The sequence below is a fragment of the Streptomyces sp. JNUCC 64 genome, from assembly GCF_054484115.1.
In genome coordinates, this window is the sequence record NZ_CM137015.1 from 955391 (window position 1) to 972648 (window position 17258).

General features: G+C 73.5%; 14 protein-coding genes and 1 pseudogene. 5 read left to right on the top strand and 10 right to left on the bottom strand.

The window, feature by feature from the left end; all coding sequences use genetic code 11:
* Positions 1–16: 16 nt before the first annotated feature.
* The 7 genes from ACVWNX_RS03655 to sigK all read right to left on the bottom strand — a co-directional run bounded on the left by ACVWNX_RS03655 (position 17) and on the right by sigK (position 6876).
* Positions 17–994: a LysR family transcriptional regulator gene (locus tag ACVWNX_RS03655; RefSeq protein WP_454412404.1), complete on the bottom strand. Its 978-nt coding sequence runs from the start codon at positions 992–994 to the stop codon at positions 17–19.
* Between the two features lie 262 nt (positions 995–1256).
* Positions 1257–2048 (bottom strand): SDR family NAD(P)-dependent oxidoreductase, encoded by a 792-nt coding sequence (locus tag ACVWNX_RS03660; RefSeq protein WP_454412405.1) that lies wholly within the window; start codon positions 2046–2048, stop codon positions 1257–1259.
* On the bottom strand, positions 1970–2473 hold the full coding sequence (locus ACVWNX_RS03665; protein WP_454412406.1) for an AMP-binding enzyme: 504 nt from the start codon (positions 2471–2473) through the stop codon (positions 1970–1972). The genes ACVWNX_RS03660 and ACVWNX_RS03665 overlap by 79 nt, the downstream gene beginning before the upstream one ends.
* Positions 2398–3081, bottom strand: coding sequence for an AMP-binding protein (locus tag ACVWNX_RS03670; protein WP_454412407.1), 684 nt, complete (start codon positions 3079–3081; stop codon positions 2398–2400). The genes ACVWNX_RS03665 and ACVWNX_RS03670 overlap by 76 nt, the downstream gene beginning before the upstream one ends.
* 29 nt (positions 3082–3110) lie before the next feature.
* A complete protein-coding gene (locus ACVWNX_RS03675) occupies positions 3111–4862 on the bottom strand; it encodes a methyltransferase (RefSeq protein ID WP_454412408.1) in 1752 nt (583 codons plus the stop codon).
* Positions 4863–5548: 686 nt separating this feature from the next.
* A complete protein-coding gene (locus ACVWNX_RS03680; protein WP_454412409.1) occupies positions 5549–6292 on the bottom strand; it encodes an anti-sigma factor in 744 nt (247 codons plus the stop codon).
* Positions 6289–6876: an ECF RNA polymerase sigma factor SigK gene (gene sigK, locus ACVWNX_RS03685; RefSeq protein WP_454412410.1), complete on the bottom strand. Its 588-nt coding sequence runs from the start codon at positions 6874–6876 to the stop codon at positions 6289–6291. The genes ACVWNX_RS03680 and sigK overlap by 4 nt, the downstream gene beginning before the upstream one ends.
* 951 nt (positions 6877–7827) lie before the next feature.
* On the opposite strand from sigK, the gene ACVWNX_RS03690 reads away from it, so the two are divergent.
* From ACVWNX_RS03690 to ACVWNX_RS03700, 3 genes are all read left to right on the top strand, one after another.
* The gene (locus ACVWNX_RS03690) at positions 7828–8475 is read left to right on the top strand and encodes a fasciclin domain-containing protein (RefSeq protein WP_454412411.1); all 648 of its coding nucleotides are present in this window, start codon (positions 7828–7830) and stop codon (positions 8473–8475) included.
* Between the two features lie 310 nt (positions 8476–8785).
* A complete protein-coding gene (locus tag ACVWNX_RS03695) occupies positions 8786–9262 on the top strand; it encodes a hypothetical protein (RefSeq protein WP_454412412.1) in 477 nt (158 codons plus the stop codon).
* Positions 9263–9389: 127 nt separating this feature from the next.
* Positions 9390–10016 carry a nucleotidyltransferase family protein gene (locus ACVWNX_RS03700; RefSeq protein WP_454412413.1) on the top strand — a complete coding sequence of 209 codons (627 nt, stop codon included), beginning with the start codon at positions 9390–9392 and terminating at the stop codon, positions 10014–10016.
* Here ACVWNX_RS03700 and ACVWNX_RS03705 read toward each other — a convergent pair.
* Together ACVWNX_RS03705 and ACVWNX_RS03710 are read right to left on the bottom strand one after the other, a co-directional pair.
* Positions 10011–10199 (bottom strand): annotated as a pseudogene (locus ACVWNX_RS03705) (IS5/IS1182 family transposase); the annotation flags it as partial. The gene ACVWNX_RS03700 and the pseudogene ACVWNX_RS03705 sit on opposite strands and share 6 nt — an antisense overlap.
* Before the next feature lie 104 nt (positions 10200–10303).
* Entirely contained in the window at positions 10304–10606 is a 303-nt protein-coding gene (locus ACVWNX_RS03710) for a hypothetical protein (RefSeq protein WP_454412414.1), read from the bottom strand.
* A gap of 720 nt (positions 10607–11326) precedes the next feature.
* On the opposite strand from ACVWNX_RS03710, the gene ACVWNX_RS03715 reads away from it, so the two are divergent.
* On the top strand, positions 11327–11911 hold the full coding sequence (locus ACVWNX_RS03715; protein WP_454412415.1) for a GNAT family N-acetyltransferase: 585 nt from the start codon (positions 11327–11329) through the stop codon (positions 11909–11911).
* Between the two features lie 291 nt (positions 11912–12202).
* On the top strand, positions 12203–13978 hold the full coding sequence (locus tag ACVWNX_RS03720) for a cytochrome c biogenesis protein DipZ (RefSeq protein WP_454412416.1): 1776 nt from the start codon (positions 12203–12205) through the stop codon (positions 13976–13978).
* 556 nt (positions 13979–14534) lie between these two features.
* Here ACVWNX_RS03720 and ACVWNX_RS03725 read toward each other — a convergent pair.
* The gene (locus ACVWNX_RS03725; RefSeq protein WP_454412417.1) at positions 14535–17255 is read right to left on the bottom strand and encodes a toxin-antitoxin system YwqK family antitoxin; all 2721 of its coding nucleotides are present in this window, start codon (positions 17253–17255) and stop codon (positions 14535–14537) included.
* Positions 17256–17258 lie beyond the last annotated feature (3 nt).

Sequence of the window (17258 nt, forward strand, 5' to 3'; positions counted from 1 at the left end):
GTCGGCACTCCGTCGGTCAGCCCGCGCCCACGCCCTCGTCGGCTCCCGTGCCCGCGTCCGCGGTCCCGTCCGCTTGCACGGCGTCCGTGCCGGAGGCGTCCGCCTCACAGGCGCCTCCGGGAAGGACGGACCACAGGTCGAGGAAGGCGCCCAGCGGGGCGCTCGGCTGCCGGTCCGAGCGCCAGGCGAGCACCTTGTCGAACGTGATGGCGGGGGCCAGCGGCACCAGGACGACCCGCCGGTCCGCCCCGAGCGCGGGGCTGGAGCGGGGGGCCAGCGCGATGCCGATGCCCTGGACGACCAGGGCGAGTTGGAGGGCCACGTCGTTCGTCGCGTAGGCGACCTCCAGCCGCAGTCCACGCGCGGCGAAGGCGTCGCTGATGAATCCGTGCACCCCGCTGTCGGGACCGTAGGTGATGATGCGCGCCCCGGCCGCCTCCTTGAGGTCCAGTGCCTCGTCCGGGGCCCTGGACCCGGCGGGCAGCGCCGCGACGATCCGGTCGCGCAGCAAGACCCGGGTCCCGAGGAGGTCGGACGGACCGCCCCTCGGCGCCGCCATGACCGCCGCGTCGAGGGCCCCGTCCCGCAGCATCGCCGACAGCGACGGGCTCGACGCCCCGACGAGGTCCACCGTCACCCCGGGGTGGCGGCGGTGGTACTCGCCGAGCAGCCCCGGGACGCGGGTGCCGCCGAGTCCTCCGACGGTCCCCAGGCGGAGGGAGCCGGAGAGCAGACCGGCACGGCTGGAGAACCGTACGGCCGCCGCCTCGGCCGCCGCCAGACAGGTCCGCGCGTACGGCAGCAGTTCGAGGCCGCCGCTGGTGAGGACGACCCTCCGGTGCAGCCGCTCGAACAGCGGCTCGCCCAACTCCCGCTCCAGTGACTGGATCTGCTGGCTGACGGCGGGCTGGACCACATGGCAGCGCGCGGCGGCCTTGGTGAAGGAGCCCTCTTCCGCGACGGCGACGAAGTACTCAAGGGTGCGCAACTCCACCACGCAACGCTATCAACGCGTCGCTCTGCGCTCGCGGCTCTTCCCGCATCCCGTCCGCCGGTGACCCGGTGCCGGACGGGTCCCCCGTCCTCCGGCCGCCCGTCCCGAGCGGTGCCCGTCGGCCGGACGCGCCTCCGGAGCCGTCAGCGGTGCGGCGGCGCGTGCCCCCGTCTCCTGGCCTCCTCGTCCGCTGAGCGCGGACCGGCGGCGGACGGCCCCGGCCCTTGGGGGTCAGTCCCGGAGGGCGGGCGGGTCGCCGTATTCACCGGGCTGTTCCCCCGGGCCCCTGTTCCCCGGGCCCGGGACGGTCCGTCAGGGCCGGGTGGTCGGGGGTCAGATAGTGGCCGGAGAGGTGGTCGGCGGCGCCCGCCGCCAGGAGCAGTACGCCCCGGACGCTCCGCTCGGTGGGGACGGTCCGGCCCTCGGCGCGCTCGTTGAGGTACCAGTCCCTGATGCGGGCGTCCCAGCTGTCCGGGGCGGGGCGGCCGTCCAGCAGGCGGGCGGGCATGCCGATGGTGAGCAGCCCGGGGTGGTAGGCGAAGACGGCCACGCCGTGGCGGCGGAGTTCGGCACCGAGGTTCTCCGCGAACTTGATGACGGCCGCCTTGGAGACCGAGTAGGCCGACATGTGCGGCCATCGGTGGTGCCCCGCGTGGCTGGCCACGGTGATGATCCGGCCGTGGCGCTCGATCACCGAGGGCAGGAAGGCGTGGCAGGGCAGGAAGGTGCCGAGGAGGTTCGCCTCCTGGACGGCCCACCACTCGTCGGGGTCGTTCTCCCAGGCGGGGCCGGAGGGACCGGGGACCCCGGAGTTGCAGACGAGGACGTCCACCCCGGTGCCTTCGGCGGCCAGTTCCTCCGCCAGCGCGCGCAGCCCCGGGAGGTCGGTGCTGTCCACGGCGGCGGTGCGCGGCGGACCCAGCGGGGCGAGGGCAGTACGGGCTCCGGCCAGGGCGGCGGGGTCCCGGCCGGTGATCACGACCTGGGCGCCGTGCCGGAGGAAGGCGGCGGCGAGGGCCCGTCCCAGCCCGCGCGATCCACCGGTGACGAGCACGGTGCGGCCCGTGAGGTCGGGCCGGGGCGGGACGGGGGACGGAACGGGGACCGGGGCGGAGACGGGGCGGAAGGCGGGGCAGGGGCCGGAGCGGGCGTGGTGGAAGCCACGGGAGGCGGGGCGGGCGCCATGGAGACGACCGGGGGCGAGGGGGCGGCGCTCGGGGGCGGGACGGGTTCACTCGGGGGCGGGGCGGAGGCTCGACGGCGGCGCGGGGGTTTGCCTGAGGGGGTGCGTCCGATGGCGGGGACGGCGGTGATCCGGTGGGGCCGGTTGTGGGGCGCCAGCCGCTGCCCGACGAACTCCCGGAGTTCGGACTCCAGTCGGGGGGTGAGCCGGTGTCCCGGCCTCAACACCACCCGGGCCAGCGGGACTTCGCCGTCCCGGGGGTGCGGTTCGGCGACGGGGAGGGCGTCGCGGACCACGGGATGGGCGCGCAGGACCCCCTCGACCTCGCTGGGGGAGATCTGGTGGCCCCGGTACTTGACCATGTCCTTGAGGCGGTCGACGACCCGGAGGCGGCCGTCGCCGTCGATCCGGACCAGGTCGCCGGTGGCCACCCCTCGTCGTCCGTGACCGGGTCCAGGCCGCCGTCCACGGCGAGGTGGCCCCCGGCCACCTGGGGCCCGTACAGCAGCAGTTCCCCCGTCCGCTCCCCGGCCCCGCCGTCCGGGGCGGACGCGCCGACGGACGCGTCCCGGGCGGCCAGTTCGGCGGCGGGGGCGTCGTGGAGGACCGGGCTGACCACGGTGCCCGCCGCGAGCAGCCCGAACAGACCGGTGACGTAGTCGATCCCGTTCGGCAGACAGAGCACCACCCGCTCGCCGGGGACGATCCCGGCGCGGCGGAAGGCGGAGGCGGCGGTCAGGGCCCGGTCCGACAGTTCCCGGTGGGTCCAGCGCTCCCCGGTGGCCGCGTCGATCAGGGCGGTGCGGCGCCCGGTCTCCGGCCCGGGACGCAGCAGCAGACCGTCCAGGGTGGTTTCGGGCGGGTCGGGGAACGGTTCCCCGGGCCGCGCGGCGGTGGTGGACATGACGGTCTCCCAAGTGGAAGGCGGGGCGGTCAGCCGCCCGTGGTGGTCCGGGACCCGGTGGGGGTCCGGTCCGGTCGCCGCACGGCCCTCAGGAGGCCGCCGTCCAGAGGGAGGCGGTCCACGGAGACGAGGTCGAACCCGGCCGTGTCCAGCAGTCGCGCGTAGTGGTCCCCGGTGCGTTCCCGGCCGCCCGTGTTGCACAGCATGTGGAGGTCCCAGGGGACCGCCAGGGACGGGCGGCCGTCGGTGGGCAGCAGCCGCTCGATCAGCAGGAGGGCGCGGCCGGGTGCCATGCGGTCCGCGCAGTGGCGCAGGATGGCCAGGCAGCGTTCGTCGTCCCAGTCGTGCAGGATCCGGGAGAGCACGTAGAGGTCGCCCCCGGTCGGCACGTCCCGGGTGAAGTCGCCCGCGACGAAGGCGCAGCGGTCCGCGTGGCCCGAGGCGGCGAGACGGGCGCGGGCCCGGTCGAGGACAGGTGCCTGCTCCAGCAGGACTCCGGTCAGCTGGGGGGCGTGGCGCAGGAACCGTCCGAGGAGTTCCCCCTCGCCCCCGGCGACGTCGACCACCACCTGGACGTCGCTCAGGTCGACCAGGTCGGGCACGGGCAGGAACATCGGGGCGTTGGCGGCCATCGCGGCGTCGAACAGCGCGGCCTGGTCGGGGTGTTCGGCGAGGTGGTCGAAGAGGCCCCGGCCGTACCAGGCGGTGAAGCCGTCCTCCCCGGTGCGCACGGCGTGGGCCAGGGCGCCGTAGGACCGGTAGAACAGTCCGCCGTACAGCAGGGCGACGGGGCGCAGCGAGTGTTCCGCCGTGCGCCGCAGGGGTCCGCCGAGGGGGGTCAGCGCGTACCGGTCGCCGTGTCGGGCGACCACGCCGACGGATTCCAGGTAGCGCAGCAGCCTGGCGACCGCGTCGGGGTCGGCGGCGAGCCGGTCGGCGAGTTCGGCGGCGGTGGCGGGCAGCCGGTCGGGGATGCCCAGTTCGGCGGCGACCGCGAGGGCCCGGGTGGTCCAGGCACCCGTCAGCAGGGTCAGCAGCGCCCGTTCGTGGGTGTATTCGTCGTCGGGACCGTCCGCAAGGTGCACGGCGAGCGCCGCCGGACGGGCGCCGGGCGCCCTGAGTTCCAGCCGGTCGTGTGCCGGCGGACCGGAGCGGGGGCCGCCGCTGCGGCGGTAGTAGAGGACGGTGCAGTCCTCGCCGGGGTTGTAGCCGCCGCCGTCGGGGAGCAGGCCGGTCCGGTCGGTGAGGAGGGCGCGCAGCCCGGCCAGGACGACCTCGTCCCGGCCGAGGACCCCGAGCGCCGCGTGGCGTTCGGCGGGTTCGGCGCGTTCCCGGGCGGCGATCGGGGTCAGGGGCGAGCCGGGGGGCACCGGCAGGACGAAGAGTTCGACGCCCATGCGGCCGGGGACGTCTCCGGGGAGGGCGAGGTGCACGATGGACACGTCCAGCCGTCCGGCCGGGACCCGGTGGCGGTGGGCCAGCCGGTCCCTCACCACCACGCTGGGCACCGGGTCGGTGACCCGCAGCCCCGAGGCGCGCAGCGCCGCGACGAACCGGTCGAGCGAACGCGGGAAGACCAGTTCGGCGACGTGGGCGGGGACGCAGTGGGCCGCCACGGCGGCCAGGCGCGCGCCGTCGAGGGGGTCGAGGGCACCCAGGGAGCCCAGGAGCGCGCGGAGGGCGTCGGGGGGAGCGGTCCGCCGGACGAAGTCGAGCGCCTCGTCGACCGCCCCGAGGTCCACCGGATCGAGCTCCGCCGCCCAGCCGCTCCTGTCTCCCATACGGGCTCCTCGGGCTTCTCGGACTCCTCCGGCTCTCGGGCTCCTCGGGCCGCTCGGCCGCTCGGGGCCGATGGGTGCCGGGCAGGGGCCGGAGCCGGTCCTGACACCCATTATGTGACCCGGCCCGGGTCGGCGCAGGGCGGCGCGGTTCCGTCCCGCACACCCTGGTGGGGCGCCGGTGGGTGCCCGGCCGCGTGCGGACGGTGGTCATGGACGGCCGGGCGCGCCGCCGGTGGGGGGCGGTGACGGTCATCCGCTCACCGCGCGGCTCGGGGCGTCGAGGCTCGGGCCCGTGACGCGCACCCGGGTCAGGACGACGACAGACAGGGACGGGGCGGGCAGGGGCGGTACGGCTCGCCCGGGGACGCGGACTCCCGGCTGTGCGCGGACCGGCTGGTCGGAGAGGTGTTCCCACGGGAGTTGCCGACGGTCGCCTTCCGGCTGCGCGGGCTGGACGACGCCGGGCGCCTGGAGGCGCTCCGCCGGATCAACGGGCGGGGGCGGACCGGCTGTCCAGCGCCCGGGTCCTGCGGCTGTGGGTGATGTCCCACCGGACGCGCCGCGAACACGTCGAGGAAGGCGGTGGACACCGTCCTCGACGTGACGCGCGGCGCGCGGTCCGCCGGGGTAGGCGATCGTCGCCGGACCCGTCCTCCGGAGGCGGGCGCGGTCAGGCGGTCAGGCGGTCAGGCGGTCAAGGGCATCAGGAGCAGGGGCGGCGTGGTGGGTGAGGACGAGCCGCCGACGGGTTCGAGGGTGAGCCCGACGGCGGTGGCGCCGGAGGGGTCGCCCTCGACGAGGACGGTGCCGTCCCGGCGGATGAATCCGGCGGGATGCATGGTGCCCCGGTGGTCGAGCCACAGTTGGTAGGTGGTGCCGGAGGCGGGGGCGGGCAGGTCGACGGCGGTGAAGACGGCCCTTTCCGCCCGTCGGGAGACCACGAGCGCGGTGCGGGCCCCGTTGTCGGCCTCCCCACGGACGGTCCGGGCGTCGGGCGCCGCCAGGACGGCGCTGATGTCGTCGAGCCGCTGCTGGCTCTGGCTGATCCGCCGTTGGTGCTCCTCGCCCGTCCGGTACTGCCAGGCGGCGAGCCCGGCGAACGAGGCCGCCGCGACGAGGCTGGCCGCCAGCGCCAGGGGCGTGAGGGCGTGCCGCCAGGAGCCGGAGCCCCTCTTCGGCACGGCCACGCGCGGGGGTTGCTGCCGCACCTCGGCGATGGCCGTCAGGGTGCGCCGCCTCAGCTCCGGGGGCGGCGACTGGGAGACGGCGGCGGCGAGCCGCGCGGCGGTGGCCCCGAACTCCGTGACGTCCTGATGGCACGCCTCGCACCGGCGCAGATGGTGTGCGAACGCCTCGCGGTCGTCGCCGTCCAGCGCGTCGAGGGCGTACGCGGCGGCGAGTGTGTGGATGTCGGACGCGGATCGTCTCATGTGGTCACCCCCATGCAGTCGCGGAGCCGGATGAGGCCGTCCCGCATGCGTGTCTTGACGGTGGGAAGCGGTGTGCGGAGCGTTTCGGCGACTTCCCGGTAGGTCAGCCCCTGGTAGTAGGCCAGGGTCAGCGCCTGGGACTGGAGCTCGGTGAGACGGCGCAGACAGCGGCGCACCTGTTCCCGCTCCAGTCGGGTCTCGACCTGCTCGGCGACCTCGTCGAACGCGGTCCGGTGCGCACGGGCGGCCTGGGCCCGCTCCCGGTCGGCGGTCGCCTGGGCGGAACGGACCCGGTCGACGGCGCGGCGGTGGGCGATGGTCGCCGCCCAGGTGGTGACGGCACCCGAGGCGGGCTGGTAGTGGGCGGCCCGCCGCCAGAGGTCGATCATCACTTCCTGGGCGACCTCCTCGGATTGCGCCCGGTCGCGCACGACCTTGAGCACGATGCCGAAGACCATCGGGGTCAGTGCGTCGTAGAGGGTGGCGAACGCCTCCTTGTCGCCTCGGGCGACCTCGCGCATGACCGCCGCGAGGTCGGTGCGGTCGGCGCGGTCGGTGACACGGGTGGGGAGCGGTCGGTTCACCGGGTCGGCTCCGGTCGTGGCGGCCGCGCGGGGCGAGCGCCGTCGTCGTCGGCGGCCCCGGGCCGTGGTGGTGTCCCTCGGGTCGAGATGGCTCGCATGGGTTTCCTTCGCTGGGCGGGACGGGCCGACGGGCTCCGTCCTGGCGGAGGGCCACCGACGGTCCGGCGCGGTGGTCTCCTGACCGGTCTTCGTAGCGGACGCGACCATGGATGGGCGGGTCCGTCGTCGTCACCCGCACCCGTCGGTTCCGCCCGCCCGAGCGGAGTCGGCCGCTCTGCGGAACGTCGGCTCCGCGCTCTCGCGCACCCGGCCGTCCATGAGGCGGGGGCGGTTCCGCCCCCCATGGACGGGACGGTTCCGGCCTGCTCCTGGTCCAGGTGGGCAGCGGTCCCTCCGGCCGGTCCGGGCAGGGCAGGGCCACTCCCGGCTCCGTTCGGGTCGTTGGGCGCTCCGGCCGTCGGCCTGCTCCGGTCCCGGGCCGAGCCACTCCGGTCCCGGGCCTGGGCCGGGCAGGGCAGGGCAGGGCAGGGATCGGACCGGACCGGACCGGTGAAGGCGACGCGGGGATTCACCGGAAGGGGTGACCTACCCATCCGACGGCCGCGCGTCCGCGAATACGCCGTGTGACACAGCCCGAACACCGCACGCCCGCCGTCCCGGACCCCGCCGGCATCCGTGCCGTCGGTCCGCGCTCCCGGCCGCCGTCGGGGTCGGGGGCGGGGTCGCCTGCGGCGGCGTCCACGTCCGGCCCCGCGTCCGGACCCGAGCGTCCCGGGGCGGGTCGGCGGTACCGGACCCATAGGCGCCGCCCCGCGCGGCCCTCCGGGGTCCACCGCGTGCCGTACCCGTCCCTGGGCTGGACGTTCCGTGTCCCCGTCCCTCTTGCCCGACTCCGCCGGGGCGGCGTCCCGTCGCTCCCGTCCCCACCACCCCGTCAACAGGAGAACCGATATGAACCGCACGCCTGCCCGTCGTACCGCGACCGCCGTGGCCGCGGCCGTCCTGCTGCCCTTCGCGCTGGTCGCCTGCTCCGAATCCGGCGGGGACACCAAGGCCACCGCCACAGCGGCGGCCGATGACGCGGCGAAGACGGACGCCGCGAAGGCCGACGGTTCAATGGCCTCCGACCGGCCCTTCGGCCCCGCCTGCGCCGGTGTGCCCGAGGAGGGCGCGGGTTCCTTCGACGGCATGGCCAAGGACCCGGTCGCCACCGCCGCCTCCAACAACCCGGCCCTGTCCACGCTGGTCGCCGCCGTCAAGCGGGCGGGGCTGGTGGACACCCTCAACAAGGCCGAGGGCATCACCGTGTTCGCCCCGACGAACGACGCCTTCGCGAAGATCCCGAAGGCCGACCTCGACGAGGTCCTCGCGGACCAGAAGCGGCTGACCGACATCCTGACCTACCACGTGGTCGGCCGGAACCTGACGCCCCGCCAGTTGGAGGGCGGCTCCTTCGCGACCCTCCAGAAGGGGAAGCTCACCACCAGCGGCTCGGACGGTTCCTACCGGGTCAACGACAGCGCGGAGGTGGTCTGCGGCAACATCGGCACCTCCAACGCCACCGTGTACATCGTCGACACCGTGCTGATGCCCGGATAGCGGTCCGCCACAGCGGTGCACGCCCACGACGGCCGCTGGTCCGGGTCCCCTCCCCTGGCGAAGGGACCCGGACCACCGGCCGTCCGCCGCGTCCGGCGCGGCGTTCCGCCCCGGGCGGCGCCTTCAACGGATCGCGCGTAGTTCCACACCGGGACGGCCTGGCGGGACATGCGGGATGACGACCTCGGGTTCAGCCCGGTGAACGGGTGCTGTCCAGGGCGGCTCCGACGAGCTGTCCAGGGGCGGCTCCTACGCCATGATCACAGCAGCCGCAGAACAGGTCGTTCTCGAAGATCGACGGCATGGCACGATGACCACCATGTCGGGTCAAGTCTGGGTGTCACTCATATCGTTGGGCGGCGTTGTCCTCGGCGGCGTGCTGTCCTACCTCGTCCAGCACAGGACTCAACTCTCCGCGGAGCGCACTGAACAGCAACGGCAGCAGAGCGCCCTGTCGGAGGCCCGGCGCGCGGAACGGCTGGCGCTGCTGGAGCGGTTCATCGAGGTGTCGGCGGAAGCGGAACGCGCCGCGTACAGCCGGCCTTCCGAGTGGGAGGACACCGACGCCTGGTACCTCACGGCCCGCGACGTGATGTACCGCTTCTGGGTCGCGGACCGGCTCATCCGCGTCCAGTTCCCCCCACCCGTGTACGACGCCGCGCACGCGCACTTCCTCGACCTCAACCGAGCCGTGTGGGAAGGCTTGCCCGACGGCGAGAGCGTACGGGACTACCTGGAGGGCAACCGGTCGGCGTTTCTCGACACGGCCCGCGCAGCGATGGGGTAGCCCACACAGAGCTCCGGAGGTCTTTTACGGGACAGCGCTTACTCTCCTTTCAGAATCAGATTCTCCGTGAGGGCTTCGCAGTAGGGGCTACGGGGGCTGCAGGCCCATCGCGTGGTAGGCATGGGCAATGATTGGTCACCTCTCGCTCGACGAACAGCTTTCCGCCCTGAAGTCTGCGCTGGCCCGCAATGAGGTGCTGGTGGAGGTGCTGAACCGCACGGCAGGGTTGGGGTTGTCCAACTGGTATGTGACGGCGGGCTGCCTGTTCCAGACTGTCTGGAACGTGGTCACGGACAGGCATCCCACCAGCGGGATCAAGGACTACGACGTTTCCTACTTCGACGACCGTGACTTGTCATGGGAGGCGGAGGACACGGTGATCAAGACCGCCGGGGAAGCGTTCGCAGGGCTTCCGGCGGAGGTCGAGGTCCGCAACGAGGCTCGTGTCCACCTCTGGTACGAGCAGAAGTTCGGCGTCGCGTGCGCTCCTCATGCTTCCACTGAGGCGGCCATCGACAGCTTCGCTGCGACCACCTGTTGCTTGGGCGTGCGCCTGGAGCCGGGCGGTCGGTGGCGCGTCTACGCTCCGCACGGGCTCTCCGACGTGTTCAACCTCGTCGTACGTCCCAATCCGGTGCTTGCCCCGCGCGAGGTGTATGAGGCCAAGGCAGCCCGCTGGCAAAAGCAGTGGCCTGAGCTGACCGTTCTCACCTGGCCATCGAACCCTGTCGTCCTGGCTCCTTCTTCATCATGAGGTGCGGAGCCGACGCGGGCAGATGATGCCGCACGCGAGTTGGAGCAGGCCGAGATGAATGTCAGCCCGGCGCTCGTAGCGGATTCACAGACGCTTCAAGTGGTGAAGTCAGGCGAAGGTGCGCCCGACGGCCCAGCGCACCTTGCCGAGTCCGGAACCGTGGGCGACACCGCGTCGAGCGATCATCGATCGTCGAGCACAAGACGCGCGACTCAACTCATTCTGAAACGACCTGTCAGCACTCCAGTGCGACTTCGTAGTTCCACGTCACATCGAGCATGCAGTGGCTACCCGGTGGTGTTCTGCCCGATCGCGCGGAGGACATCAGCGAGCCAGACCAAGTGGTGGCCCACGGCCTGCTCCGGCTCGGCGAGGAGGCCCTCAAGATGCTGCCACGACTCGGAAAGCTGCCCGACTGTGATCGTTCTCGGTTCATTGAGGACGTCGTAGAGTTCGTCACCTGGAACAGACCAGAAGTAATCGTGTTCGAGCGCTACCCCGCTGCCGACTGACGCCTCGATGTGTTTCAGTGCCAGCTCGAAGGCGTGCCGGAGCTGATCAAGCGGGATCCGCAGAGGTTCGCTGTCCATATGCGCATTCTGACGGTCCGAGGCCGTCGGACCGATGCAAGGAGTTCGGCACTGCCCAGGACCCGGCCGGGAACGGGTGCGGCCACCGCGTGATCATCGGTTGGTGTGTGGACAAACGAAGATCGTGCGGTGGCCACGGGCCATGGCGCAGACCCCGTCCACTGACAGGTGATGTCCGGCCACACCAGGCCCGGATCACGGTCCGGTTCGACCGAGTTGAGCCGAGGGCGAGCGAACCCGCTCCCATCTGCTCGGGCCGCTGTCCCGCGTTGAGCGGCGGAAGAACTACTGGCAGTTGGCCGGACAGGCCAGTCACGCGCGGCCACCGCCCGGCAACGGCGCAGAGCCGGAGCTGGTGCGAAAGGCCCGCGCTCCTACGACTGGGCATGGGTTCGCATCGGCAACAGCAGCCACCGCCACCTGCTGATCCGACGCAGCCGCACCGCTGGCGAACCCACCGACCATGTCAGCGGCCAAGCCGCTCTGCGCTGGTTCGACCGGCGGCGACGACACCAGGCGGCAGCCCGCCTCGCCCTACCGACGACGCTCCGGTGACGAACCGACTGGAAGCGGATCGAGGCAGTGGTTGAGCGATCGCGGCGGAATGAGGCGATCGCGCCTCGATCCGGCTACCTGCAGCACCCCATCCGGCGGACCACGCTCTCGATCTGAAGCGAAGTGCCTGATCACGTGGGAGATGCGGGTGTTATCGTCCCTCGCATGCCTGAACTGATCGCTCCCACAAGGGAGTTGCACTCCTCGTGGCTCGCGGCGCGTGACGAGTGGCAGCCTGGTGCTCACCAGGACGGAACTGGTCTGCGTCTGGCTGGTGACGACGACCTCGACCGCCCGGAAGGGTTCGCCTCATGGGTTGAGCGACTGCGGCGGCAATCGGACCGGTCGCTACCCGTCGGGGAAGGGCGCGTCCACGCCACCCACTGGTGGATCGCGGACGGTGAGACGTACCTCGGGGCCATCGACCTTCGGCACTACCTGAACGCCGTGCTGTGGGAAGGCGGCGGACACATCGGCTACAGCGTTCGGCCTTCCGCCAGGAGACGTGGGCTGGCCTCGTGGGCGCTGGGAGCGGTTCTGCTCAAGGCGCCGGCGCTCGGCCTGGACCGGGTCCTCCTCACCTGCGACGACGGCAACGTCGGCTCGACGCGCACCATCGAAAGCAACGGCGGCGTCCTCGAAGACGTGCGCAGCACCGAGGCCGGGGTCAAACGCCGTTACTGGATCACTCTCGACGGCTCCGGTCAGAGCCATTCGTCGATGGCCGCGACGAGGACGGTCACCTCGTAGCGGACCCCGAGCTCGTCGTACCTCGCGGCCACGGCGCGGTGCCTTGAGGCCGGTGAGGATCTGGTGCCGCGTCCCGTCCCGCTGCCAGCGGCGGAACAGGTCCTAGACGGGACGGGTCAGGGTGAGGCGGTACGGGACGAGGCGGGACGGGGGCGCCGGGGCGGGCCGGGACGGCGGAGCAGCGGGGATCGCGCGGCGGAACGGCCCGCACGCCATCCAGTCGGGTGAGGAGTCCGAATCATCCGTCGAGGGAACGCGTACGGCGTTCCAACGGCAGAGGCGGCCCCACCCATGTCCACCCTCGTCCTGATCGGCCTGCTCGGCGGTCTCATCACCGCGGTCTCGCCGTGCATCCTCCCCGTGCTGCCGGTGGTGTTCCTCGCCAGCGGCACCGGCGGCGAGCCGGTACCGGCCCCCGCCGGGCGGCCGGACACCGGCAGCGGCTCCGACGTCGGGGGCGGCTCCGGAGGCCCGTCGGAGGAACCACCACGTCCGCCGAGGAACCGCCGCCCCTACGCGGTGGTCGCCGGGCTGGTCCTGAGCTTCGGCTTCTTCACCCTGCTCGGGGTCACCATCGTCTCGGCACTGGGACTGCCCCCGGACGTGCTGCGCCACACCGGTCTGGTGCTGCTGGTCCTGATCGGCCTCGGTCTCGTCTTCCCGCCCGTCGAAAGGCTGTTGGAGAGGCCGTTCGCGCGGATTCCGCGGCGCCGGGTGAACAAGGACGGCAGCGCGCTCGTCCTCGGTCTGGGCCTCGGGCTGCTCTACGTGCCCTGCGCCGGACCGGTCCTCGCGGCGATCACCGTCGCCGGAGCCCGTGGCGAGATCGACGCCGACATCGTCGTCCTCACGCTCTCCTTCGCCACGGGCACCGCGATCCCCCTGCTCGCGTTCGCCCTCGCGGGACGCCGGGTGGCCGAACGCGTCGCCGCCTTCCGCACCCGCGCCCGGGGGCTGCGGATCGCCGCCGGAGTGCTGATGACCGCGCTGGCCTTCGCGCTCGCCTTCGACCTCACCACCGCGCTCCAACGGGCGCTGCCCGACTACACCGCCGCCGCCCAGCGGAAGGCCGAGGACAACGACACCGCGCGGCGGAAGCTGTCCGGTCTCTACGACGACTCCAACAAGGAACTCTCCCGCTGCGAGGACGGCGCCGACGAGTTGCTCTCGTGCGGGCAGGCGCCGCCCCTCGAAGGCATCGACTCCTGGCTCAACACCCCCGGCGACCGCCCCCTCGGCCTGAAGGAACTGCGCGGAAAGGTCGTCCTGATCGACTTCTGGACCTACTCCTGCGTCAACTGCCAGCGCGCCGCACCGCACCTGCGGGACTGGGACCGCGCCTACCGGGACGCGGGCCTGCGCGTCATCGGCGTGCACTCCCCCGAGTTCGCCTTCGAGAAGGAACGCGACAACGTCGTCGCGGGGGCCCGGAAGCTCGGCGTCACCTGGCCCGTGGCCCTCGACAACGACCTCACCACCTGGGACAACTACCGCAACCGCTTCTGGCCCGCCAAGTACCTCGTCGACGCGGACGGCACCGTCCGCCACTTCGCGTTCGGCGAAGGAGGGTACGAGCGGACGGAACGGCTGATCCGGGAGCTGCTCCAGCAGGCCGACCCCACCGTCGTCCTCCCCGACCCCACCGGCCGGACCGCCGAGGACCTCACCGGGGACCGCACTCCGGAGACCTATCTGAGCACCCAGCGCGTCCGTGGCTACACCGGCACCCCCCTCGTGGCGGACCGGCCCGTCGGGTACCGGTTCCCCGACCGGCCGCTGCCCCTGAACCGCCTCTCCCTCGACGGCACCTGGACCGCCGGGTACGAACACTTCACCGCAGGGCCCCGCGCCCGGCTGGCCCTCACCTACCGCGCCAGGAACGTCAACCTCGTCCTCGCCGGGACCGGTGAGGTGACCGTGGTCGTGAACGGGAAACCGCTCCGTACCCTCAGCGTCTCCGGACCCCCCGCCCTCCACCGGCTGGTCGACGACGCGGAGGCACGTACCGCCCGTCTCGAACTCCGGCTCGGGGAAGGGCTCCGCGCCTACGCCCTCACCTTCGGCTGACACACGGCACACGGCACACGGACGGTTCGGTCCCGTCACGGGCAGCGGACCGCCCCCGACGGGAGGACGCACCAGGTACCCGCCGTGTGGATCAGGTCGTCGCCCCGGTCGAGGATCCGTACGCAGCCGTGCTCGTCACGGGGTGGCGAGGTCGCCCGTGCGCAGCCGGTCGTCGGCGTCGGTCAGGGGGACGGTCCACACGGGTCACGCGTCCGGCGCGCGGAGACGGTCACGGGAGCGCTCGCGGTGGAGCGTCCCGCCGGGAACCCGTTCGCCACGGAACCGGGACCGGTGATCCCACGGTGTGCTCCCCCGTCCAGGGTGGTGGCACACGCGGCCGGTCGGAGCCCACCCGTGGAAGGCCCCACCGGTCGGGAACGGGTGCGGGGAGATCGGGGCGGGACGGTCCCGGTCCCGGCGGAGACGGGGCCAACGCCGACCCCGCCGGGGTGGGGCGCCCCACCCCGGCCACGCGGACCGGGGCGCCGCCGTACCGGCCGGGACGGGAGCCGCACCGGCCGGTGCGCGGTCGGTCTCCGCTACCGCTCCCGGCCGGTCAGGCGGCGGGCGCGGTCCGGGCGAGGGTCCGTATCTCCTCCGGGTCGCAGGGCAGTCCGTTGCGGCGCAGCACCTCGTTCAGGTTGACGCTGAACTCCCAGCTGCCGGGGGAGTCGGCGATCGCGCGGACCACGGTGCGCTGGGCGTCGGTGAGCGGCGCGCCCTCCTGGTACGCCTCGGTCGGGAAGACGATGTCGAGCAGGGCGTTCGCCACGGCCACGGCGTCGACCGAGTCGACCCGGTCGAGGGTGGCGCACAGCTCCGGCAGCAGGGGTCCGGCCTCCTCGGGCGGGAGGAGCGCCAGGGTGGTGGTGGCGTCGGTGGGGGCGTCCTCGGCGAGGTACGGGACGTGGAACCCCTCGGTGTCGAGATCGCCCCGGAGCGCTTCGAGGAGGGTCCTGACGCCCGGGCCCGCGGGGGACCAGCCCTGGCGCACCCAGGTCAGGGCGGCGCAGAAACGGATCAGCGGATCGTCGTCGGCGAGGTGGCGTTCCACCGCGCGACGGGTGTCGTCGTCGGCCGGGTGCGGGGACAGGCCGAGCAGGACCTCCGCGCGGATCCCGTGTTCGGGTTCGGCGGTGAGGCGCTCGCGCAGGGTCCGGGCGGCCGCCTCCCCGGGCGCGGCGGCGAGCAGGACGACGGCCCGGTGCCGGATCGCGGCGTTGGGGTGGGCCGCCAGGGCCGTCCAGGTCGGCACGGCACCGGTGAGGGCGGTGTGGACCTCGTGGTAGGCGGGTTCGACGCCGTGGTCGGCGTAGTGCTCGGCCGGTGCGGTGCCGTCGGCGGGGAGGGCGGCGTGGACCTCGTGGAGGTGGTGGACGGAGGCGAGGTCGCCGTCCCGGGTCGCGACGGCGGCCAGGAACCGCAGCAGCTCCGTCAGCTCGTCCTCGTCCCGGACGCCGTCGGGACCGGCCAGCGCGGTCATGAACCGGAACGCCGGGCCGGTGGCCGCCGTGATGGTGTGCTGGTGGTGCAGCAGGACCGCGAGGTCGCTCAGGGCCAGGCAGAACGCCTCCGGGTCGCCGACGGCCAGGCCTTTGAGCAGGAACGGCACCTCGTCGGCGGACCGGTAGAAGGTGCTGAGCCCGTCCCAGGCCACCTCCGCCACCCCGGCGAGCAGGGGGGACACGGGCGCGTCCCGCCAGGTCCGCACGGCGTGCGCGGAGCGGCCGAGGTCCTGGTGGCGGGCGAGGTCGAGGCCCTCGAAGGACACCGTGCCCCGGTCCCCGCCGTCGGCGTCGAACAGCCGCCACTCCCCCACCGGTCCGCCTCTGACGCCGGGCCCGACGTGGCCCTCGGCGATGACCGCGCCGTCGGGGTCCAGGGCGCGCCAGCGTTCGGCCGTGCCGTCTCCGGCCGTCCCGTCCACGGCGGTGACGTCGGCGGTGCGGGTGCCGTCGGTGGCGTACCAGTGCTCGGTCTCCAGGGTGCCGTTCCGCTCGACGCGTTCGACGCGGAGCGCGCCGTCGCCGTGGAACCGCCGGTGGACCGTGGTGCCGTCGACGGGCCACTCGCGCTCCCACGCGGGCGCCCCGTACTCGTACGCGCGCTCCAGCGACAGCCCGCCGTCCGGCCGGTACCGCTTCACCCGGTAGGGCTGACGGCCACTAAGGTACGTCCGGTTCTCCACCGGCTTGCCCTCGGCGAAGTCGGTCTCCTCGTAGCCGTGGTAGTAGCTGTCGGGGGCGTGGTAGCTCGGTCCCTCGGTGGGGGAGGTGCTGTGCCAGGACTGCTTCCACAGCCGCCAGGTCCCGAGCGCCGCCCCGGTCGCCGTGTCGAGGTCGCCGACGACGAACGCGAGCAGGCCCGCCACCCACACCGCGTCCTCGGGGACCCCGGTGGAGGGCACCTCGGGCGGCAGGCGCACCTCGGGCGGGGCCACGGTGGCGGGCGGGGCGGAGCGCAGCAGTCGCAGCGCCAGTTCCGGCAGTCCGGCGTGGGCGGCGTGCCGGGCCGCGCCCGGCGAGGCCCCGAGTCCGGCCGCCAGGCACAGCTCGACCGAGGCGGTGTCCCCGTCGAGGGCGGCCTCGATCAGCGGACCGGCCCCGGCCGAACCACTGGGGAAGCTGGCGACCTCCTTGCCCGCGCGGTTGTGGACGATCCGCTCCAGCACGCCGTCCGTGGTCCAGTGCCGGGTGACGCCGTTGAGCTGGTCGTCGCGCCAACGGGGCGCCGACCAGCGGCCGTCGGGCCAGAAGGTGGCGATCTCCGGGACGCCGGGCGGGCGTTCGGGGGAGGGCACTCCCTCGAAGGTCGCCTCGGTGCCGTCGGCGGTGTAGGAGGCCCAGCGGACCTTGGTGCCCCGCTCGTCGAAGTCGTGGACGATGGTGCGGATGACGGGTGCCCAGCCGTCGAACGAGAACGGGTCGTCGCTCGGGTTGTCGCAGCGGTGGCCCGTGACGGTGACCGGAGTGCCGTCGCGGTGTTCGGCGCGGACCGCCAGGGTGCCGTCCCCGTGGTAGCGCAGCAGCGTCCCGTGGCGCTCGCCGTCGCGCCAGTCGCCCTCCTCCAAGAGGGTTCCGTCGGGGCGCCACACCCGCCACCGGCCGGTCAGCGCGGTGCCGTTCCGCTCCCCTGCGCCCCAGACGGGCCGCTCGGGGGCGCCGGAGAAGAGCCGCCACCCCTCGATGTACTCCGCCGTCGCGGGTACCGCACCGGGGCGCTCCGGTTCCGTCCCGGAACCGACCCCACCACCGACACCGTTCATCTGTTCTGACATGGC

Excerpts from the sequence above, each read along its gene's own strand:
- ACVWNX_RS03670 (WP_454412407.1), bottom strand. The coding sequence starts at position 3,081 with ATGTCCACCACCGCCGCGCGGCCCGGGGAACCGTTCCCCGACCCGCCC.
- ACVWNX_RS03675 (WP_454412408.1), bottom strand. The coding sequence starts at position 4,862 with ATGGGAGACAGGAGCGGCTGGGCGGCGGAGCTCGATCCGGTGGACCTC.
- ACVWNX_RS03680 (WP_454412409.1), bottom strand. The coding sequence starts at position 6,292 with ATGAGACGATCCGCGTCCGACATCCACACACTCGCCGCCGCGTACGCC.
- ACVWNX_RS03690 (WP_454412411.1), top strand. The coding sequence starts at position 7,828 with ATGAACCGCACGCCTGCCCGTCGTACCGCGACCGCCGTGGCCGCGGCC.
- ACVWNX_RS03695 (WP_454412412.1), top strand. The coding sequence starts at position 8,786 with ATGACCACCATGTCGGGTCAAGTCTGGGTGTCACTCATATCGTTGGGC.
- ACVWNX_RS03700 (WP_454412413.1), top strand. The coding sequence starts at position 9,390 with ATGATTGGTCACCTCTCGCTCGACGAACAGCTTTCCGCCCTGAAGTCT.
- ACVWNX_RS03710 (WP_454412414.1), bottom strand. The coding sequence starts at position 10,606 with ATGGACAGCGAACCTCTGCGGATCCCGCTTGATCAGCTCCGGCACGCC.
- ACVWNX_RS03715 (WP_454412415.1), top strand. The coding sequence starts at position 11,327 with ATGCCTGAACTGATCGCTCCCACAAGGGAGTTGCACTCCTCGTGGCTC.
- ACVWNX_RS03720 (WP_454412416.1), top strand. The coding sequence starts at position 12,203 with ATGTCCACCCTCGTCCTGATCGGCCTGCTCGGCGGTCTCATCACCGCG.
- ACVWNX_RS03725 (WP_454412417.1), bottom strand. The coding sequence starts at position 17,255 with ATGTCAGAACAGATGAACGGTGTCGGTGGTGGGGTCGGTTCCGGGACG.